At 61.6% G+C, this 20352-nt stretch carries 22 protein-coding genes, 1 tRNA gene and 1 riboswitch; of the genes, 13 read left to right on the forward strand and 10 right to left on the reverse strand.

All coding sequences use genetic code 11. The features are described from left to right. Positions 1-76 precede the first annotated feature (76 nt). Positions 77-595 (forward strand): BON domain-containing protein, encoded by a 519-nt coding sequence (locus RWK44_RS24575; RefSeq protein WP_168283589.1) that lies wholly within the window; start codon positions 77-79, stop codon positions 593-595. Between the two features lie 314 nt (positions 596-909). Continuing rightward, the gene (locus RWK44_RS24580) at positions 910-1275 is read left to right on the forward strand and encodes a hypothetical protein (protein WP_020050075.1); all 366 of its coding nucleotides are present in this window, start codon (positions 910-912) and stop codon (positions 1273-1275) included. Between the two features lie 94 nt (positions 1276-1369). Here RWK44_RS24580 and lipB read toward each other — a convergent pair whose 3' ends face one another. Beyond that, positions 1370-2089, reverse strand: a complete 720-nt coding sequence (gene lipB / locus RWK44_RS24585) for a lipoyl(octanoyl) transferase LipB (protein ID WP_131665294.1) — start codon at positions 2087-2089, stop codon at positions 1370-1372. A 182-nt stretch (positions 2090-2271) separates the two neighbouring features. Between lipB and RWK44_RS24590 the strand changes: the two genes are divergently transcribed. The 7 genes from RWK44_RS24590 to sugE all read left to right on the forward strand — a co-directional run bounded on the left by RWK44_RS24590 (position 2272) and on the right by sugE (position 7953). Continuing rightward, positions 2272-2356, forward strand: a tRNA-Leu gene (locus RWK44_RS24590). Between the two features lie 97 nt (positions 2357-2453). Continuing rightward, positions 2454-3404: a DMT family transporter gene (locus tag RWK44_RS24595; protein ID WP_206116805.1), complete on the forward strand. Its 951-nt coding sequence runs from the start codon at positions 2454-2456 to the stop codon at positions 3402-3404. A gap of 97 nt (positions 3405-3501) precedes the next feature. Beyond that, positions 3502-4206: a hypothetical protein gene (locus tag RWK44_RS24600; RefSeq protein WP_077978237.1), complete on the forward strand. Its 705-nt coding sequence runs from the start codon at positions 3502-3504 to the stop codon at positions 4204-4206. A gap of 75 nt (positions 4207-4281) precedes the next feature. Then, a complete protein-coding gene (locus RWK44_RS24605; RefSeq protein WP_221943463.1) occupies positions 4282-6303 on the forward strand; it encodes an acetyl-CoA carboxylase biotin carboxylase subunit in 2022 nt (673 codons plus the stop codon). A 105-nt stretch (positions 6304-6408) separates the two neighbouring features. Continuing rightward, on the forward strand, positions 6409-6993 hold the full coding sequence (locus RWK44_RS24610) for a GNAT family N-acetyltransferase (RefSeq protein WP_206116803.1): 585 nt from the start codon (positions 6409-6411) through the stop codon (positions 6991-6993). A gap of 10 nt (positions 6994-7003) precedes the next feature. Beyond that, complete coding sequence (locus RWK44_RS24615; RefSeq protein ID WP_094085889.1) at positions 7004-7471, forward strand: YaiI/YqxD family protein; 468 nt, start codon at positions 7004-7006, stop codon at positions 7469-7471. Between the two features lie 167 nt (positions 7472-7638). Beyond that, positions 7639-7953, forward strand: coding sequence for a quaternary ammonium compound efflux SMR transporter SugE (gene sugE, locus RWK44_RS24620; protein ID WP_003559670.1), 315 nt, complete (start codon positions 7639-7641; stop codon positions 7951-7953). Between the two features lie 42 nt (positions 7954-7995). On the opposite strand, the gene RWK44_RS24625 is transcribed toward sugE, so the two are convergent. The 7 genes from RWK44_RS24625 to crcB form a co-directional block, all read right to left on the reverse strand. Continuing rightward, positions 7996-8388: a DoxX family protein gene (locus RWK44_RS24625; RefSeq protein ID WP_168283586.1), complete on the reverse strand. Its 393-nt coding sequence runs from the start codon at positions 8386-8388 to the stop codon at positions 7996-7998. Between the two features lie 139 nt (positions 8389-8527). After that, positions 8528-10060, reverse strand: coding sequence for an acyl-CoA carboxylase subunit beta (locus tag RWK44_RS24630; RefSeq protein ID WP_020050081.1), 1533 nt, complete (start codon positions 10058-10060; stop codon positions 8528-8530). A gap of 103 nt (positions 10061-10163) precedes the next feature. Continuing rightward, on the reverse strand, positions 10164-10625 hold the full coding sequence (locus RWK44_RS24635; protein ID WP_072640728.1) for a hypothetical protein: 462 nt from the start codon (positions 10623-10625) through the stop codon (positions 10164-10166). A 67-nt stretch (positions 10626-10692) separates the two neighbouring features. Further along, positions 10693-11478, reverse strand: a complete 786-nt coding sequence (locus RWK44_RS24640) for an ATP12 family chaperone protein (protein WP_168283585.1) — start codon at positions 11476-11478, stop codon at positions 10693-10695. Between the two features lie 9 nt (positions 11479-11487). Then, positions 11488-12141, reverse strand: coding sequence for an HAD-IA family hydrolase (locus RWK44_RS24645; protein WP_131665287.1), 654 nt, complete (start codon positions 12139-12141; stop codon positions 11488-11490). Next, complete coding sequence (locus RWK44_RS24650) at positions 12138-13130, reverse strand: RluA family pseudouridine synthase (RefSeq protein ID WP_003559680.1); 993 nt, start codon at positions 13128-13130, stop codon at positions 12138-12140. The genes RWK44_RS24645 and RWK44_RS24650 overlap by 4 nt, the downstream gene beginning before the upstream one ends. Before the next feature lie 94 nt (positions 13131-13224). Beyond that, a complete protein-coding gene (gene crcB / locus RWK44_RS24655; protein ID WP_131665286.1) occupies positions 13225-13602 on the reverse strand; it encodes a fluoride efflux transporter CrcB in 378 nt (125 codons plus the stop codon). Between the two features lie 121 nt (positions 13603-13723). Here crcB and RWK44_RS24660 point away from each other — a divergent pair, with 121 nt between their 5' ends. Further along, entirely contained in the window at positions 13724-13990 is a 267-nt protein-coding gene (locus tag RWK44_RS24660) for a hypothetical protein (RefSeq protein ID WP_017960595.1), read from the forward strand. A 73-nt stretch (positions 13991-14063) separates the two neighbouring features. On the opposite strand, the gene RWK44_RS24665 is transcribed toward RWK44_RS24660, so the two are convergent. Together RWK44_RS24665 and RWK44_RS24670 are read right to left on the reverse strand one after the other, a co-directional pair. After that, positions 14064-15077: a DUF1775 domain-containing protein gene (locus RWK44_RS24665; protein WP_316029518.1), complete on the reverse strand. Its 1014-nt coding sequence runs from the start codon at positions 15075-15077 to the stop codon at positions 14064-14066. Positions 15078-15150: 73 nt separating this feature from the next. Continuing rightward, entirely contained in the window at positions 15151-15531 is a 381-nt protein-coding gene (locus RWK44_RS24670) for a hypothetical protein (protein WP_316029519.1), read from the reverse strand. A gap of 157 nt (positions 15532-15688) precedes the next feature. After that, positions 15689-15781: riboswitch (glycine riboswitch) on the forward strand. A 156-nt stretch (positions 15782-15937) separates the two neighbouring features. Here RWK44_RS24670 and gcvT point away from each other — a divergent pair. Genes gcvT through gcvP form a run of 3 tightly spaced genes read left to right on the forward strand, consistent with a single transcriptional unit; the run spans position 15938 to position 20324 of the window. After that, positions 15938-17074, forward strand: a complete 1137-nt coding sequence (gcvT, locus tag RWK44_RS24675) for a glycine cleavage system aminomethyltransferase GcvT (RefSeq protein WP_316029520.1) — start codon at positions 15938-15940, stop codon at positions 17072-17074. A 23-nt stretch (positions 17075-17097) separates the two neighbouring features. Next, a complete protein-coding gene (gene gcvH / locus RWK44_RS24680; RefSeq protein ID WP_003539971.1) occupies positions 17098-17460 on the forward strand; it encodes a glycine cleavage system protein GcvH in 363 nt (120 codons plus the stop codon). After that, positions 17460-20324: an aminomethyl-transferring glycine dehydrogenase gene (gcvP, locus tag RWK44_RS24685; RefSeq protein ID WP_316029521.1), complete on the forward strand. Its 2865-nt coding sequence runs from the start codon at positions 17460-17462 to the stop codon at positions 20322-20324. The genes gcvH and gcvP overlap by 1 nt, the downstream gene beginning before the upstream one ends. Positions 20325-20352: the final 28 nt, after the last annotated feature.

Consider the following 20352-nt stretch of genomic DNA (forward strand, 5'->3'; position numbering starts at 1 on the left):
GGCTGACAAATCGCCGTCCATGCCGAACCATTCGCCGTTGCCGGCGTTTCCAGCAAAGAAACAAGGAGCGAGTGCAATGGCAAGGATCGGTGACAAGACCCAGTTTTCCCGGGAGAAGCCTGAGCTTTCCCGGGAGGAAGATTATCGCGACCTCGAAGAGCGCAATCTCGACGAAGGCTGGCCCTATGCCGATGGCAGCGGCGCCGGCACCGGCGGCCCGGATAATCGTCATTACGGCGAGACCGCGGCCAATTTCGACAGCGATCCCAACAAGGGCTTCCGGATCGATGGCACGGATGAAGACGGCAACGAGAACCGCCTGAAAGATTCGCTGCGCGCCGATACGATCGACCGCGATGAAAGCGACGATCTCGAAGCGCGGGTGAACGACAATCTCGAAAACATTCCCGAGGTCGATATCGACAGCGTCGAGGTTCATGCAGACGGTCATGTCGTTACCCTGGAAGGATCGGTGGAGACGATCGGCATCGCCCGCAAGGTCGAACTCGGCGCGCTTTCGGTCGACGGCGTCCATCATGTCCGCAACAAGTTGCAGCTGACCGGTGTCGACGCGCATATCCCCAACGAGGACTAACGCATTACGCACAGCGCAGATCATCAACGGCAGGGCTGCCGCCTCCGTTGATGATCGTTCCCAACATTACCAAAAATTATTTACGATTGTAACGACAACTGTCTTATTGACGTGACCACTTGCCAATTTCTGTTAGGCGGCTTCTGTCACGAGAACGTCAATCCCGTTGACAACACTGTGATTTCATTCGGACAAAAGGTCGCGGCCTGCGCCGTCATATTATCACGAAATTGCCTGAATTGGCGCGCGATCTCCTGTGTGCCGAGGGTTAGTTTGTGTTGTGGAATTCAACAGCAGATTGAGGAGATAGACCCATGCGCATCAAATTTGCCCTTGCCGCGTCCCTGTTCGCCGTCAGCCTTGCAGGCGCTGCCTTCGCCCAGCCGACCTATTCGAGCGATTACACCAATGACAGCGATGGTTTCGCGCCGAGCCCGATGTCAAAGCCGGCCCCGGTCCACTACAGCAGCCACAAGGCCCCGGCCTATTCCAGCGACTATACCAACGACAGCGACGGCTTTGCCCCAAGCGCCATGGCGACTCCTGTCGTCGACAAGACCGCAACGGCCGGTATCAACCCCCTGCCCCCATGCCACAGCATGATTGGCCCGAAGGGATCCCACACCAAGGGTGCAGACAGCGGCGCCTCCCGTACGGAAGCATGCCGCGCGACGCATTGATCCGATAAAGGCTGGGATCCGATAAAAGAAAGGGCCGGAAATCGGCCCTCTCTTTTTCAATCCATCTCTACGCCGGCGATTGTTCCCTAAAGCGTCAGATTTCGCCCGTCGTTTCGCCGAAAACCGCTTCGAAGGCGGTGCGCAGCCGCATATCGACATCAGCCATCATCAGGGGCAAGCCAAGATCGACGAGGCTGGTCACGCCGTAGGCCGAAATCCCGCAGGGCACGATGCCGCCGAAATGATCGAGATCGGGGTCGACGTTGAGCGACAGTCCGTGAAAGGTCACCCATTTCCGCAGCCTTATGCCGAGGGCGGCGATCTTGTCCTCGGCCATCGTCCCATCGGCCAGCAATGGCTTTTCCGGCCGGCGCACCCAGACGCCGACGCGATCTTCACGTCGCTCGCCGCGCACATTCATCATGTCGAGCGTGCGGATAACAACATCTTCGAGGGCAGCGACGAAGGCGCGCACGTCCTGGCGCCGCCTCTTCAGATCGAGCATGACATAAGCGACGCGCTGGCCGGGTCCATGATAGGTGTATTCACCGCCACGTCCGGTCGCGAAGACCGGAAACCGGTTCGGCTGGACGAGGTCCCTCGCATTGGCGCTGGTGCCGGCGGTATAGAGCGGCGGATGTTCGACGAGCCAGACGAGCTCATCACCGCCATCGGCGATTACCGCCACCTCGCGCTCCATCGTCTCCACCGCCTCCTCATAGGGAACGAGGCCGTCCGCAAAGCGCCAGCGGACCGGTCGGGTGCCGAGTTGGGGAAGCATGGAAAATTCGAGATCGGTGCGAAGCATGGCCATTCCTTGCCGCTCTCCCCGAAATGCCTGTGAAATAGGGGCGGCAGGACAGTTATATGGACCCGTTTCGGGGCCAATTCAAATGCTGTGAGCGGTTTTCAAAAAAACTGTCATATCGCCCTTGTGCACCCCAGATGCTTTTGCTACATGCTGCCCCGCCGACGCAAATCGGCACCTACCACGATGCGGTCGTGGCGGAATTGGTAGACGCGCAGCGTTGAGGTCGCTGTGGGGCAACCCGTGGAAGTTCGAGTCTTCTCGACCGCACCATTTCCCTTCAGGGAAACGCTCTCTAAGCGACGATTTCGTTTTCACCTCGAAGCCATTTGCGATTGCTCGGCTTGAACGCCCGGCCTTCTCATGGTTGATGGCGTCATCCTCGCAAGAATCAGCAACCATGTCAGAGTCCCATCAAAATTCCCTGCAGGGCATGGCCATCATGTCCGGCGCCATGCTCATCCTGCCGACCATGGATGCGATCGCCAAATATATGGCGACCTTCGAGGCGATGTCGCCGGGTCAGGTCACCTTCTACCGATTCTTCTTCCAGATCGCCTGCACCCTGCCGATTCTTTTCGCCCTTTTCGGGCTGAAGGCGCTCTCGGCCAAGCGGCCATGGATGAACCTGCTGCGCGGTGTGCTGCACGGTGCCGCCAGCCTGCTTTTCTTCGTCGCCGTCAAATACATGCCGCTTGCCGATGTCTTCGCTATCTATTTCGTCGAGCCCTTCATGCTGGCCGCTCTGTCGGCGCTGTTTCTCGGAGAGAAGGTCGGCTGGCGGCGCTGGTTGGCAATCGTCGTCGGGTTCGGCGGCGCGATGATCGTCATTCAGCCGAGCTACGAAATCTTCGGCCTGAAGGCGCTGCTGCCGGTCGCCTGCGCCTTTCTGTTCTCGCTCTATCTCTTCCTCAACCGCGCCATCGGCGAGGCCGATTCGCCGCTGACCATGCAGACGATGGCCGGCATCGGCGGAACGGTCTTCATGGCGGCCGCCCTTTTCCTCGGCAACAGTTCCGGCAATGCCGATTTTGCCGTCTCTCTGCCCTCCTCCAGCCTCGGCCTTGTTCTGCTTCTCGCCCTTGGCTCGATCTCGGGATATGCGCATATGCTCGTCGTCCGGGCTTTCCGCCTCGCGCCGCTGTCGCTGCTTGCGCCGTTCCAGTACTTCGAGATCATCTCGGCGACCGTTCTCGGCTATGCGCTTTTCAACGATTTCCCGAGCTTTTCCAAATGGATCGGCATCTTCATCATCGTTGCGTCAGGCCTCTTCATCATCTGGCGTGAGCGGCTGCAGGCGCAATCGTTAAAATCCTCCTGACCCGGGGAATATCGGGTTAACTCCTCTTCTTGAGGGATCGTCAATTCGCAGGCGGTAAAATCGTCTCCGGCTTCATGATGAAGCCTGGAGTTAAAACATGAGCGAATTTCGTCTCGCTTTTCCGGCCTGTGTCGTGGCCGGCAAGCATCGGCTGACGGCCGAAGATATAGTACTGCTGCGCAAACATAGTTTTCCGGAGGGTATCCGGACATCCGACGATGTCGTGGCGATGTTGGCGCTTAACAATTCCTGCCCTGAAAAATGTGCCGACTGGAACGCTTTCTTCGTGGAGCAGCTCGCCGGTTTCATCGTCCATTACACCTATCCGCAGGGTTCGCTGGATGAAATCAACGTCGCCTGGATCATGCGCATGTTCACGACCGATGGGGTCGTCAACTCGGCGCTCGAGCTCGAGCTCATTCTCCACGTCATGGAGATTTCGGCCGATGTCCCGGTCGAGTTGAGAGCGCTCGCCCTCGATCAGCTCCGCCTGGCAATCACCGACAATATCGGTGGCTACAAGCTGTCGCGCGCCATCGATCGCCGGGGCATCACCCGCCAGGACATCGACTATGCGATGCGCATCTTCAGAAGCGTCGCCGAAGGCGGCACCATCCCGGTCTCGTCGGTCGAATACGGCGTTCTCCAGCAGATCGAGCAGGCAACGCTGCGCGGCGCCAATCATCCTCACTGGGCGGCGATTATGGCTGCCGTCGAGCTGCGCGACTATGCCGAGCCGCGGCGCAGCCGCTGGCTGCGCATCGTCGACGAGGAAACCGTTTCGGAAGCTGCCGTCGCCTGACGCTCCGCAAGCCTGATTGTGCGTTCCGGTGTTTTGTGCGTAAAACTCCGGAATGCATTTCTGGGTGGAGTCTCGATGTTCAAGAAAATCCTGATCGCGAATCGCGGCGAAATCGCCTGCCGCGTGATCAAGACTGCGCGCCGCATGGGCATTTTGACCGTCGCGGTCTATTCGGATGCGGATCGGGACGCGCTGCATGTCGAGATGGCCGACGAGGCCGTGCATATCGGCCCGGCCGCGGCGTCCGAGAGTTATCTCGTCGCCGAAAAGATCATTGCCGCCTGCAAGGCAACCGGCGCCGAGGCGGTGCACCCCGGTTACGGCTTCCTGTCCGAGCGCGCCTCTTTCTGCGCGGAGCTGGAAAAGCAGGGCATCGTCTTCATCGGCCCGAAGCCGAAGGCCATCATGGCGATGGGCGACAAGATCGAATCGAAGAAATTCGCCAATGCCGCCGGTGTCTCCACCGTGCCCGGCCACCTCGGCATCATCGAGGATGCCGCCCATGCGGAAGTGATATCGGGCGGGATCGGTTATCCCGTCATGATCAAGGCCTCGGCCGGCGGCGGCGGCAAGGGCATGCGCATTGCCTGGAACGAGGCGGAAGTGCGCGACGGCTTCGAGCGCGCCCGCTCGGAGGCGAAAAGCTCGTTCGGCGACGACCGCGTCTTCATCGAAAAGTTCGTCGTCGAGCCGCGCCATATCGAAATCCAGGTCCTGGCAGATGCGCATGGCAACGTCGTCTATCTCGGCGAGCGCGAATGCTCGATCCAGCGGCGGAACCAGAAGGTGGCGGAAGAGGCGCCCTCGCCCTTCCTCGATGAAGCGACCCGCAAGGCGATGGGCGAACAATCGGTGGCGCTGGCGAGAGCCGTCGATTACCAGAGCGCCGGCACCGTCGAATTCATCGTCGACCGGGACCGCAAATTCTATTTCCTCGAAATGAACACCCGCCTGCAGGTCGAGCATCCCGTGACCGAACTCATCACCGGTATCGACCTCGTCGAGCAGATGATCCGTGTCGCAGCCGGAGAGCCACTTCCCTTTGCCCAAGAGGATATCAGGCTTGACGGCTGGGCGGTCGAGAGCCGGCTCTATGCCGAGGATCCCTATCGCAACTTCCTGCCCTCGATCGGCCGCCTGACGCGGTACCGGCCGCCGGCGGAAGGACGGACCGGCAATGTCGTCGTCCGCAACGATACCGGTGTCTTCGAGGGTGCGGAGATTTCGATGTATTACGATCCGATGATCGCCAAGCTCTGCACCTGGGCGCCGACGCGGCTGGAAGCGATCGAGGCCATGGGTCAGGCGCTCGACGGCTTCGTCGTCGACGGCATCGAGCACAATGTTCCTTTTCTGTCGGCGCTGATGAAACATCCGCGCTGGCGCGAGGGCCGGCTTTCCACAGGCTTCATCGCCGAGGAATATCCCGATGGTTTCGCGCCGATGAAACCGGACCGGGCGCAAGAAGCCGTGCTTGCCGGCATCGCGCTTTCCGCCTCGCTGATCGAGACGAACCGCCGCGAACGTTTCGCCGATCGCCTGCGCGCCGCAGCGGGCGTGCTGCGCGAGGATTGGGTGGTCAAGATCGGCGACAACCACGTCGCAGCAAGATTGCTCGACGGCCTCGTCACCATCCCCTTCGATATGGATATCGCGATCGATGGGGCGATCGAGGGCGGGAGCCAGAATGTTGTCACCGATTGGAGACCGGGCGACCCTGTCTGGAACGGCAAGGTCGGCGGTCGCGACATCACCGCGCAGATTCGCCCCGTTCTGAATGGCTTGCGTATCGACTGGCAGGGGCTTTCGGTGACGACCAAGGTCTTTTCGCCGCGTCATGCCGAACTCGACAGGCTGATGCCGGTGAAACTGCCGCCCGATACTTCCAAGCTCCTGCTCTGCCCGATGCCCGGCCTCGTCGTCGCCATCGCGGTGGCCGAGGGCCAGGAGGTCAAGGCCGGTGAGACGCTTGCGATCGTTGAAGCGATGAAGATGGAAAACGTGCTGCGCGCCGACCGCGATCTCGTCGTCTCGAAGATCAATGCCGCAGCCGGCGAAAGCCTGGCGGTCGATGCCGTGATCATGGAATTCGCCTGAGAGACAAGCCAACTGGCCGGCTTCACGTCAGCCCGGCTTGCCGAGCATGCCAAGCTCAGGCCGACAAGCAGCCGGATACCGACAAAATCAGCAGGGAGATATCAAATGGACGTTCGCGACGCCGTTGCCGTTCAGGCAGGAAAACCGCTCGAAGTGACGACCGTGCAGCTGGAGGAGGCGGGGGCCGGCGAAGTGCTGGTGGAGGTCAAGGCGACGGGGGCTGCTGCCACCTATAGGGTAGACCTCAGGAGTCTCGATGAACTTTCCACGCGGGAGCTCTACGACCTCTTGAGAATGCGCGTCGATGTCTTCGTCGTCGAGCAGAACTGCCCCTACCCGGAACTTGACGGCAAGGATATCGATGCCTTGCATCTGCGGCTGCTGGAAGGTGCCGAACTCCTGGGCGCGGCCCGAATCCTGAAACCGTATGAGCCACAGGATCCGTCGAAGATCGGCCGCGTCGTCGTCTCACCTGATCATCGCGGCAAGCGGCTGGGCGATGTACTGATGAGCGAGGCGATTGCCGCTTGCGAACGGCTTTATCCGGAAAATCCCATTGCCTTGTCGGCACAGGCCCATTTGCGCCGGTTCTACCAATCTTTCGGTTTCATCGCGGTGTCACAGGAATATCTGGAAGACGGCATTCCCCATATCGATATGGTCCGCCAGCAGGCCACGCAACCGGCATGAGGATATTGCCATGATCTATGTCGACGCCGATGCCTGCCCGGTGAAGCCGGAAGTCCTGAAGGTCGCGGAACGGCACGGCCTCGAAGTTACCTTCGTTGCCAATTCCGGCCTGCGCCCCTCGCGCGATCCGATGATCCACAACGTCATCGTCTCCAACGCCTTCGACGCCGCCGACAACTGGATCGCCGAACGCGCCGGCGCGGGCGATGTCGTCGTTACCGCCGATGTGCCGCTTGCCGTGCGCTGTGTCGCGACCGGCGCCTTCGTCAGCGGCCCCACCGGGCGCGTCTTCGACGAGACCAATATCGGCATGGCGAGCGCCATGCGCGATCTGGGCGCGCACTTGCGCGAAACCGGCGAGAGCAAGGGCTACAACGCCGCCTTCAGCCCGAAGGACCGCTCACGCTTCCTCGAAACCTTCGATCGCCTCTGCCGCCGCGCCAAAAGCCTTGCCACGGAGGCTGGCGGGCAATCTTGATGTGGCTCACACAGGCTCGCAAGAAACCGGTGGCATGGCAGCCATGCCGATTCCTATCTTGAAGTCGGCCGTTTCCTCACGCATATAGGCGCTATCGCAGACGACTGCGGCATCCTCTGGGATGCACTGTCGCGGGGACGGCCTCGCTCTTGAACAAGGAGAGTCGGATGGCCTGGTTTCTGCTTTTTCTCGCCGGTCTTTTCGAATGTGGCTGGGCGATCGGCCTTAAATATACCGAGGGTTTCACACGACCGCTGCCGACGGCGCTGACCGTCATATCCATGGTGGTCAGCATCGTGCTGCTCGGCTTGGCGGTGAAGCATCTGCCGATCGGCACCGCCTATGCGGTCTGGACCGGCATCGGTACGGTCGGCACCGTATTCCTCGGAATCTGGCTGCTTGGCGATGAGGCAAGTGTCTCCCGCCTTGCCTGCATCACGCTGATCGTCGCCGGCATCGCCGGCCTCAAGCTTACCGCCTGATGTGAGGTTGAGGGGCGTCGCCGACGCCCCTCAGTGTATCGTTCAGGCTGACTTGCGGTTATCGACGGCAAAAGCGCCGGGACCGGCGAAGACTAGGTAGAAGAAGACGAAGCAGAACAGGATCGCTGCGTCGCCCTGGTTGACGGCCGGGAAGAAGCTGCTCGGGGCATGCGCCATGAAATAGGCGACGGCCATTTCGCCGGCCAGCAGGAAAGCGACCGGGCGCGTCAGCAGGCCGACGAGAATGAGGATGCCGCCGATCAGCTCGAGCAGGGCGGCGAACAGCATCAGCGGCGGCAGCGAGCCTTCCATTTGCGCAACCGGGAAAGCGAAAAGCTTCATCGTGCCGTGTTCGATGAACAGCAGCGCGGTGATGATTCTGAGCGCAGCCAGCCCATAGGACTGATAGGCGGAAAGACGGTCGAAAGTTGACATTAAAACCCCTCTTTAAAAGACACAGCCGAGCGTTAACCTGTCCTCGCCAAGGATTGAACACACGGATTGCTGACATCCGTTCACTTTTTCGACAGCAGCTAAACGCCTGAATGGACGGTCTTATTCGCCCGCGCCATGGTCAAAGCGGGATGTTGTCGTGTTTCTTCCACGGATTGGCGAGATCCTTGTTGCGCAGCATCTTCAAACCGCGCGCCAGCCGCCGCCGGGTCGAATGCGGCATGATCACCTCGTCGACATAACCGCGCTCGGCGGCAACGAAGGGCGAGAGGAACCGGTCCTCGTACATTTTCGTATGGGCGGCGATCTTCTCCGGATCGGCGATATCCTTGCGGAAGATAATCTCGACGGCGCCCTTGGCGCCCATCACGGCGATCTGCGCCGTTGGCCAGGCATAGTTGAGGTCGCCGCGCAGATGCTTCGACGCCATAACGTCATAGGCACCGCCGAAGGCCTTGCGGGTGATGACGGTGAGCTTCGGCACCGTCGCCTCGGCATAGGCGAAGAGCAGCTTGGCGCCGTGCTTGATGAGGCCGCCATATTCCTGTGCCGTACCCGGCAGGAAACCCGGCACGTCGACGAAGGTGACGATGGGGATATTGAAGCAGTCGCAAAAGCGGACGAAACGGGCCGCCTTGCGCGAGGCGTCGCTGTCGAGAACGCCGGCCAGCACCATCGGCTGGTTGGCGACAAAACCGACGGTCGAGCCTTCGACGCGGCCGAAGCCGCAGACGATGTTTTTGGCAAAGCTCGCCTGGATCTCGAAGAAATCCCCCTCGTCCGCCACCTTCCGGATCAGCTCCTTGATGTCGTAAGGTTTGTTGGAACTCGCCGGCACCAGCGTATCGAGCGAGGCATCGATATCTGTCACCGACTGGTAACATTCGATCTCCGGTAGCGGCGCCGTGTTCGAAAGCGGCAGGAAATCGATCAGCCGGCGCACCTGCAGCAGCGTTTCGACATCATTCTCATAGGCGCCATCGGCAATCGACGAGCGCACCGTATGCACCACGGCGCCGCCGAGTTCTTCGGCCGTCACTGTCTCGTTGGTGACGGTTTTCACCACGTCCGGCCCGGTAACGAACATGTAGGAAGTATCACGCACCATGAAGATGAAATCGGTCATCGCAGGCGAATAGACGTCGCCGCCGGCGCAGGGACCCATGATCACCGAGATCTGCGGAATGACGCCGGAGGCGAGCACATTGCGCTGGAATACCTCGGCATAACCGCCAAGAGCCGCCACGCCCTCCTGGATACGAGCGCCGCCCGCATCGTAGATACCGACGATCGGCGCGCGGTTTTTCAGCGCCATGTCCTGCACCTTCATGATCTTCTCGGCATGCGCTTCAGACAGCGAGCCGCCGAAGACGGTGAAGTCCTTGGCGAAGACGAACACGGTGCGGCCATTGACCGTGCCCCAGCCGGTGACGACGCCGTCGCCGGCAATTCGGCTCTTGTCCATGCCGAAGTCGGTGGAGCGGTGTTCGACGAACATGTCGAATTCCTCGAAGGAACCTTCGTCAAGGAAGAGATCGATGCGCTCGCGCGCCGTCAGCTTGCCGCGCTTGTGCTGGGCGGCGATGCGCGCCTCGCCGCCGCCGAGGCGGGCGACGTCGCGACGCCGTTCCAGTTCTTCGAGAATTTCCTTCATCCGATCTCCCTCGCCGCTGCGGGCGGCAATCCGGCGGTTAGATTATGCGCTAGAGCATGATGCCGAAAGGTGTGAGCGGTTTTCGGACAACATCATGCTCCAATTATTTAGCGCCGCGCCCGCTGAGTGAGAAAACCGAGCGTATCCTTGCGGCGGCATCCTCGGCCAGGATCTCGTCGGCAAGCTTTGGATCGGCAGCGATGCTGGTGACGTCGAAGGCGCTGACGGCGATGACCGAGCCGTCCTCGACCGAGGCCGCGTCGATGCTGATCTTGGCGACGTTGCGGTCCTTCTGGAAGCCGAGGCCCTTCTGGACGGAAACCACGCGGATCGTCAGCACCACCCGCGGCAGCACGGTGTCGCGCACGGTGGCGTTGATCGCCGCGTTGACGCGGTCGTTGATCCCGGAAAGCAGCTCGGCCGGCATGTTCGGACCGGAGAGAACGACGGCGCTACGCACATCATAGACTGGCGCCTCCGGCTTGGTGGCCGAGAGGCTGCCGCAGGCCGTGAGCGCGACACAGACGAGTGTCGCCCGGCAAAAACACGACCTCAGCCAATTCATTGCAAAATCCCGCACCACTCCGTTGGAGTCGCAGACTTCGTCATAATGCATTGGAAGGCAATATGTTTCAGGCGCTTAGGGCGAAAAAAACATCCGCTGCGGCTTTGAACTCGGCAAAGCGCTTGGCCCGCCGCTCTTCGGCTTCCTCGTCGCTGCCCCAATGCTCGATCGTCCAATCCTCGTCGAGATGGGCAAGCGACCAGGCCTGCTCCACCGTCACCCGGCCCTCGGCAAAGGCGAGCGCCAGGATTGCCGAGCCGGTCAGCGTGGTGACTGTGTGGAGGGCGGCAAGCGCCATCGGGCTATCATATCTCGCGAGCGTAACGGCGAAGGCGGCAATCGCCTCACGCGGCTGCTCATGCGGCATCACCCCTTCGACGAGGATGAAGCGGGCGCCGAGATCATTTGCTGCCCAGTCGATCACGGGATCCCAGTGCTCGGCCTGCCGCTCGACCAGCAGTTCCGGCTCCTCGGCGCGGTAGCAGATGAGGTCGCTGGATGAAAAACGCAATATATCCTCGAAGATCGCCTGCGCGTTGGCGGCAACGCCGTCGAGTGCGGTGTTGACGAGCCGTGTCACCGGCATGCTCTGGGGATTGATCTCCTCGCCCTGCGCCTGCCATTCGGCGGCGACAAGCCGCGCAAGCGCCTCAGTCGGCACGGCGAGAACTTGGCGCGCGGGCGTGCGCACCATCTTGCCGTCGAGCGTGATCGCAAAACCGCCCTCGTGCTCGGCAACGGAGACGTCGGTATAGAAGCGCTTGGGCAGCGGCTTCTTCATCTGGATCTGCGCGCGGCGGATGGGATCGGGATGGCTCAGGCCTTCGGAAAGGTCGTTCAGCAGATCGCGCATGGGCTCACCTCAGGAAAAATGACGCAATATCTCGTTCGGATGGTAGGCGATCACATCAGCGCCGTTGGCGATCAGCTCATCCACGCTGGCATAGCCCCAGGCAACGCCGATCGCCTTGGCGCCGGCGGCCTTTGCCATCTGCATATCGTAAACCGCATCGCCGATGACAATGGTGTCAGTGGCATTCATGCCGGTTTCATCGCAGCATTCCGTCACCATGGCCGGATGCGGTTTGGAGGGGCAATCGTCGGCGGTGCGTGCGACGATGAAATGCTTGTCGAAGCCATGCGTCTCCATCACCACCTTGAGCCCGCGCCTGGATTTGCCCGTCACCGCGCCGATCAGCAAGTCATCGCGTCCGCTGATCGCGTCGATCATCTCGCGAATGCCGGGAAACAGCGGCTCCTTATAGTCAAGATCCTGACGCACGATCGAGAACAGCGATTTGTAATGCGCCGTCATGTCAATATCTTCCTGCTCCACATGCGGCCTGCCCTGCATGCGGGCGATCGCAATATCCAGCGACAGGCCGATGATGGCCTTGGTGTCTTCGAGTCGCGGTTCCAACTTGCCGAACTTGTCGAAGGTCCTGCGCATGGTTTCGTGGATCAGCGCAGCACTGTCCACCAGCGTGCCGTCGCAATCGAAAAGGGCAAGTTTCATTCGCTGTCCCTTTCAGCGCCGGCAAGGTCGAGACCGAGAAGGTTCCAGGTCTGCACCATATGCGCCGGCAGCGGCGCGCTGACGCGCAGTCGGCCGCCGGAGGGGTGCGGGATGTCGATGTGACGGGCGTGCAGATGCAGCTTCTTCTGAACGCCGCCTGGAAAATCCCAATTCGGATCGTCGTCGAAATATTTTGGATCGCCGATGATCGGATGGCCGATATGCAGGGCGTGGACGCGCAACTGGTGGGTACGGCCGGTATAGGGCTCCATCTCCAGCCATGCGAGGTTCTGTGCCGCCGTCTCCAGCACGCGGTAGAAGGAAATCGCATGGTCGGCGCCGTCCTCGCCGTGCTTGGCGATGCGCATGCGGTCGCCGTCGACGGTCGGCTCCTTGACGAGCCAGGTCGAAATCTTGTCCTCGTGCTTGCGCGGCACGCCCTTGACCAGCGCCCAGTAGGTCTTTTTGGTGTCGCGCTCGCGGAAGGCGGCCGTCAGCTTCTGCGCCGCGCCGCGCGTGCGGGCGATAACGAGAACACCCGATGTGTCGCGGTCGAGACGGTGAACAAGCCGCGGCTTCTCGCCCTTCGGGCTGGTCCAGGCTTCGAGCATCTGGTCGATATGCCTGGCCACACCCGAGCCGCCCTGCACCGCAAGACCAGGGGGCTTGTTGAGTACGATTACCTTTTCGTCCTCGTGCAGCACCATGCGCGACAAGAGTTGGAAATCCGTCGAATGTTTGAGATCCTTGCCGGCGATCGGTCCGGATTTCAGCTTCGCATCGACATCCATCGGCGGCACGCGCACCGTCTGGCCGGGCTGCACGCGCGCATCCGATTTGACACGCCCACCGTCAACGCGCACCTGGCCGGAGCGTAAGAGCTTCTGCAGCGGACCGAAGCCGAGCCCGGGAAAGTGCACCTTGAACCAGCGATCGAGCCGCATGCCGGCTTCGTCGGGTTCAACCTTGATATGTTCTATGCCAGCCATAAAAAATCTTTCGGAAATTGCAGCGCAGGCCAAGCCGGCGTTCTTGCCGCAGCCTTTAGAGCATTTTCATGCAAAACGGAAACCGGAAAAGAAATCAGGCCAAAGCGCGCATGACGGCGAGCCCGGCGATGACGGCCGCCATCGAAAGCCCGACGCTCGCAGCGATGTAAATACCGCCGGCGACGGCCTCGCCGCGCTCGAACAGCGAGATTGCATCCAGCGAGAAGGCCGAGAAGGTTGTGAAGCCGCCGAGGAAGCCGGTGATCAGCAGGAGGCGCAGCTCCACCGAAGCATTGAACTTCCGCGCAATCATCTCGGCGAAGACGCCGATGACAAAACAGCCGACGACATTGACGGCGAGCGTGCCCCAGGGAAATGCCGGACCCATGAGTCTCAGCGCCCATTGGCCGACATAATATCTGAGAAGAGAACCGATGGCGCCGCCGACGGCGACGAGAAGAGCCTGGATCATCAGCCGGATTTATCGCAACTCTGCAGCGATTCCAATCGGGAAGGAATGAATTCTTACCATCCGGTAAAATGCCGATAATTTTTTTATAATGGCGCCAAGGTCGTACCGATACGCTGACGACATGACCCAGCTCCTGTCCATATCGGCGAGCACCGCCGCCATTGCCTTCGACTCGCTCCGAATCCCGCAGCGTGTCGCGACGAGCACCGCCGCCCGCGATGCGCGCCGCGTTGCCGACCGGCAGTTGAAGGCCGAAGGCACTCAGGAAATAGACGAGCCCTCCAGCATCATCCAGTCGACCGAAGTGGCCCTCGACCTGATGGCCAAAGGCAACCGCCAGCCGCAGGCCGGCCTGAAGCAGGCGCTGCGATCCTACGAAGACTTCTGAGGCCCATCACCTTCCAAACGAAAGCCTGCGACTGCGGTTACAGTCGCAGGCTTTTCTGTTTAATCAGTCTACTTCATTTGCCTTGGGCGGACAGCACCCGCAGGACCAGATCGACCTTGCCGGCCTTTTCGAAGGTCAGCGTCACCGGCACCGTATCGCCCTGCTTGAACGGCGACTTCACCTTCTGGAACATCAGGTGCAGGTTGCCGGGCTCGAGCTTGATCGTCTCGCCGGCGGCGATGGCGATGCCGTCCTTCAGCTGGCGCATCCGCATGACGTTGTCCTTCGTCACCATCTCGTGGATCTGAACCTCGCCAGCTGCGGGCGAACTGACGGACACCAGGCGATCGTCCGCCTGGCCGTTATTCTTCACCGTAAAAAAGCCGCCGCCGACCGGCTGGCCGGGCAGCATTGCCTTGGCGAAGCCGCCGGAGATTTCGAGATCGCCGGCCTTGACCGTTTCGCCGGCCGGTGCGGCCCCCTTGCCTGACATGTCCATGCCCGCCATACCAGACATGTCCATGTCGGCCATATCGTCATGATCGTGACCATGGTCTTCACCGGCAACGACCTTCAACAGCGGCGCCGGGCTTTTCATCCCATGCGCGTCACCGCCTTCCTTGGCCACCTGATCCCAGGCCTCGACCGTGTCGCCGCACATCTGCGTCACCGGAAAGGCGAGCGAGGTGCCGGCTTCGACGCCCGATACCTTACCCTGGATGACGAAGGTGTCGTAGAAATCGTCGGAGAGATTGCCGTTCTTCCAGCGCACTTCGATCGAGCCCGTCTTCACCTTGTCGCCGTGATTGTCGTAGGTCTTCTGATAGTCGCCCTTGATCACCTCCAGCTCCCAGCCGGCCTTCGGCTGCGGCTTGGCGAAAACGAAGCCTTCCGGCAGCTTGACCCGCACTTCCGTGGTCGCCTTGCCGTCGCAGCCATGCGGCACCTGCAGCGTAGCGAGAATGGTGCTGTCCTGCGTCGCCTCTCTGTTGAGAAAGGTCACATGCGCCTCGGCGCCGGCAAAGGCGGTCACGGAAAGAAGGGCGGCAAGCCCGAATGTCTTGCCAGATGTTTTGATAGTTTTCATCGGATGTCTCCTCGCCGGCCGCGGACTTCTCTCGGGCGGCCCGGCATGCTGCATCATGGGTTGCGGAAGCAGATCAGGCGAGGACGGGAGGTGCGCGGGAATTCGGCCGGATGACGGCGCTTGCACCGGCAACGGCTGAGGTTTCGATCGGCACGTTGATCAGCGAGGCGAACTTGCGCTCGAGCCAGGAGCCCGCATCCGGCGTCGGCAGGATGACGGAGGCCGACAGCCGGCAGGCTTCGCAATTCGACTTGAAGGCGACGGTCTTGCCGTCGGCGTCCTTCACGGTGATGCAGAGCGAGGCGAAAGTGCCGTCGGGCAGCGCATAGGCCGCGGCATCGTAACCTTCGGAGGCGACAGCCTGCGGCGCCTGATGGGCGAGGCCGAGCAAAACCGAGCTCAATGCGCAAAGCATGCGCAGGAAGAGCGTCGCTTTCAGTCCGGTCTGTCGCATGAAATCCCCTTCAACAGGATGTCGCGATAGCCGTTTTCCCCGCGAAATGCAAAAGCAGATTTGCTGCAGATCACGGCTCAGCCCGCATATGGCGACAAAAATTTGTCCGGTCACGACATTTGGCCTTGCCAAGTGCTGCACCCGCCGGATAATTGCGCCAACCTTGTTGGGAGAAGCCGGTGCTTTCGCCACCGGTGCCGAAGGAGCAACCGCCCCGGAAACTCTCAGGCAAAAGGACCAGCAAGGGGCAGACGGAACTCTGGAGAGAAGCGTTCTCGAAACGCTCGCCGAAGGGATAACAATCTCAGGCAAAGGGACAGAGGGGGCTCAGGAGAGAAGCGCGCAACCGCGCCTTCAGATTTGAGCCCGCGCCTTCGCGAGAAGGCGCAAACCCCGGAGGCGTCTTTTGGACGATACTGCTGCCCTGAAGAAAACCCCGCTGCATGCCCTGCATCTTTCGCTCGGCGCCCGCATGGTGCCGTTCGCCGGTTACGACATGCCGGTGCAATATCCCGCAGGCGTGATGAAGGAGCATCTTCATACCCGCGCCGAAGCCGGCCTCTTCGATGTCTCCCACATGGGCCAGGTCATCGTGAAGGCGAAGTCGGGCAGTTACGAGGATGCGGCGCTGGCGCTCGAAAGCCTGGTGCCGGTCGATATCCTCGGCCTTGCCGAAGGCCGCCAGCGCTACGGCTTTTTCACCGACGACACCGGCTGCATTCTCGACGACCTGATGATAGCCCATCTCGACGACCACCTCTTCGTCGTCGTCAACGCCGCTTGCAAGGAGGCCGATCTCGCCCATCTGCAGACCCATATCGGCGACCAGTGCGACATCACGCTTCTCGATCGCGCCCTGATCGCGCTGCAGGGGCCGCGTGCGGTTGCGGTTCTTGCCGAACTCTGGGCCGATGTCGCGGCGATGAAATTCATGGACGTGCGCCACTGCCGCCTGCACGACGTTTCCTGTCTTGTTTCCCGCTCCGGCTATAGCGGCGAGGACGGCTTCGAGATCTCGATTCCATCAGACAAGGCCGTGGATGTCACCATGCGTCTGCTCGAACACCCGGACGTCCAGGCAATCGGCCTCGGCGCCCGCGATTCGCTGCGCCTGGAAGCCGGCCTCTGCCTCTACGGCAACGATATCGATACGACCACCTCGCCAGTGGAAGCGGCGCTGGAATGGGCCATGCAGAAGGCACGACGCGGCAACGGCGCGCGCGCCGGCGGCTTCCCGGGCTCCGGCCGCATCCTGTCCGAACTCGAAAACGGCGCCGTACGCCGCCGCGTCGGCCTGAAGCCGGAAGGCAAGGCGCCGGTGCGCGGCCATGCCAAGCTTTATGCCGATGCTGAGGGCAAGGTCGAAATCGGCGAAGTCACCTCGGGCGGCTTCGGCCCCAGCGTCGAAGGTCCCGTCGCCATGGGCTACGTACCGATCTCCCATGCTGCGGCAGGCACGCTCGTCTATGCAGAGGTGCGTGGCAAATATCTGCCGACCACCGTCAGCGCCCTTCCCTTCGTCACACCGACCTACAAACGCTAAACCTTTTCCAGAGAGGACGAACAATGCTGAAATTTACCGAAGAACACGAATGGCTGAAGATCGAAGGCGGCGTTGCGACGGTCGGCATCACCACCTATGCCGTCGAACAGCTCGGCGACCTGGTTTTCGTCGAACTGCCGGAAGTCGGCGCGACCTTCTCCAAGAACGGCAATGCCGCGACCGTTGAATCCGTCAAGGCTGCTTCCGACGTCTATTGTCCGCTGGACGGCGAGATCACCGAGGTCAATCCGGCCATCGTTGCAGATCCGTCGCTGGTCAATTCCGATCCTCAGGGCGCCGGCTGGTTCTTCAAGCTGAAGCTGGCAAACGCTGCGGACGCCGATGGCCTGCTCGATGAGGCGGCCTACAAGGAGCTCACTGCGTAATGACGACGCCGACAGAATTCCAGTTCACCGACTATCAGCCCTACGATTTCGCCAATCGCCGCCATATCGGCCCCTCGCCGGCCGAGATGACCGACATGCTGAAGGTGATCGGCTACAGCAGCCTCGACGGCCTGATCGACGCGACGCTGCCGCCCTCGATCCGCCAGAAGGCGCCGCTCGTCTGGAGCGCGCCGATGACCGAACGCGAGGCGCTCGACAAGCTGCGCGAGACCGCCAACAAGAACAAGGTGCTGGTCTCGCTGATCGGCCAGGGTTACTACGGCACGATCACGCCGCCGGTCATCCAGCGCAACATCCTCGAAAACCCCGCCTGGTACACCGCCTATACGCCCTACCAGCCGGAGATCAGCCAGGGCCGCCTGGAAGCGCTCCTGAACTACCAGACGATGATCTGCGACCTAACGGGCCTCGACGTCGCCAACGCCTCGCTGCTCGACGAGGCAACCGCCGCCGCCGAGGGCATGGCGATCGCCGAGCGCGTCGCCAAGTCGAAGGCGAAGGCCTTCTTCGTCGATGCCGACTGCCATCCGCAGACCATTGCCCTGATCCGCACCCGCGCCGAGCCGCTCGGCTGGAGCGTCATCGTCGGCAATCCCTTCACCGATCTCGATCCTGTCGACGTCTTTGGCGCGATCTTCCAGTATCCCGGCACGCACGGTCATGTGCATGATTTTACCGGCCTCATCTCGCGCCTGCATCAGACCGGCGCCATAGCCATCGTCGCCGCCGATATCCTGGCGCTGACGCTGCTGAAATCGCCTGGCGAAATGGGTGCCGATATCGCCGTCGGCTCCTCGCAGCGCTTCGGCGTCCCGGTCGGCTACGGCGGCCCGCATGCCGCCTATATGTCGGTCAAGGATGCCATCAAGCGCTCGATGCCCGGCCGCCTCGTCGGCGTTTCCGTCGATGCCCGCGGCAACCGCGCCTATCGCCTGTCGCTGCAGACCCGCGAACAGCATATCCGCCGCGAAAAGGCGACGTCGAACATCTGCACCGCCCAGGTGCTGCTCGCCGTCATGGCCTCGATGTATGCCGTCTTCCACGGCCCGAAGGGCATCAAGGCGATCGCCCAGCAGGTGCACCAGAAGGCAGTGCTGATGGCCAAGGGCCTGGAAAAGCTCGGTTACAAGGTCGAACCGGACACCTTCTTCGACACGATCACCGTCGATGTCGGCCATATGCAGGGCCTCATCCTGCGCGCCGCCGTCGCCGAAGGCGTCAATCTGCGCAAGGTCGGCGAAACCGGGATCGGCATGAGCCTCGACGAACGCACCCGGCCGGCGACGCTCGAAGCCGTCTGGCGCGCCTTCGGCGGCAATTTCGCCATTGCCGATTTCGAGCCTTCCTACCGCCTGCCGAAGGGCCTGCTCCGAACCAGCGATTATCTCACCCATCCGATCTTTCACATGAACCGCGCCGAAAGCGAGATGACGCGTTACATCCGCCGGCTTTCCGACCGGGATCTGGCGCTCGACCGCTCGATGATCCCGCTCGGCTCCTGCACGATGAAGCTCAACGCGACGGCGGAAATGCTGCCGATCACCTGGCCGGAATTTTCCGACATCCATCCCTTCGTGCCGGCCGACCAGGCGCTCGGCTACCGCGAGATGATCGACGACCTGATCGAAAAGCTCTGCGCCGTCACCGGCTACGACGCCTTCTCCATGCAGCCGAATTCCGGTGCGCAGGGCGAATATGCCGGCCTGCTGACGATCCGCAACTATCATATCGCCAATGGCGATACCCATCGCGACGTCTGCCTGATCCCGACCTCGGCGCACGGTACCAATCCAGCCTCGGCCCAGATGGTCGGCATGAAGGTCGTCGTCGTCAAGGTGCGCGAAAACGGCGATATCGATCTCGACGATTTCCGCGCCAAGGCTGAGCAGCATGCGGTAAACCTCTCCTGCTGCATGATCACCTACCCTTCGACGCACGGCGTCTTCGAGGAGACCGTCAAGGAAATCTGCGATCTCGTGCATGAGCATGGCGGCCAGGTCTATCTCGACGGCGCCAACATGAATGCCATGGTCGGTCTGTCTCGCCCCGGTGACATCGGCTCCGACGTTTCGCACTTGAACCTGCACAAGACCTTCTGCATTCCGCATGGCGGCGGCGGACCCGGCATGGGCCCGATCGGCGTCAAGGCGCATCTGGCACCCTATCTGCCCGGCCATCCCGAAACCGACGGCCGTTCGGGTGCGGTCTCGGCCGCCGCTTTCGGCTCGGCCTCGATCCTGCCGATCTCCTGGAGCTATTGTCTGATGATGGGCGGCGAAGGCCTGACGCAGGCGACCAAGGTGGCGATCCTCAACGCCAACTATATCGCCACCCGGCTGAAGGGCGCCTATGACGTGCTCTACAAGTCGGAGGCCGGCCGTGTCGCGCATGAATGCATCATCGACACCCGCCCGCTGGTCGACAGCTCCGGTGTCACGGTCGATGACGTCGCCAAGCGCCTGATCGACTGCGGCTTCCATGCGCCGACCATGAGCTGGCCGGTCGCCGGCACGCTGATGATCGAGCCAACGGAAAGCGAGACCAAAGCTGAACTCGACCGTTTCTGCGAGGCGATGCTGGCGATCCGCGAGGAAGCCCGCGCCATCGAGGATGGCCGAATGGATAAGGTGAACAACCCGCTGAAGAACGCCCCACACACGGTAGAAGATCTCGTCGGCGATTGGGACCGCCCCTACAGCAGAGAACAAGCCTGCTTCCCGCCCGGCGCCTTCCGTGTCGACAAATACTGGTCGCCAGTCAACCGCGTCGACAATGTCTATGGCGACCGCAACCTAATCTGCACCTGCCCGCCGGTGGAAAGCTACGCGGAGGCGGCTGAGTAGCAGCCATTCGGCAAGCCCTTCCCACGAG

This window comes from Rhizobium sp. 25PS6 (genome assembly GCF_032464655.1).
GTDB classification, from domain to species: Bacteria; Pseudomonadota; Alphaproteobacteria; order Rhizobiales; family Rhizobiaceae; genus Rhizobium; species Rhizobium laguerreae.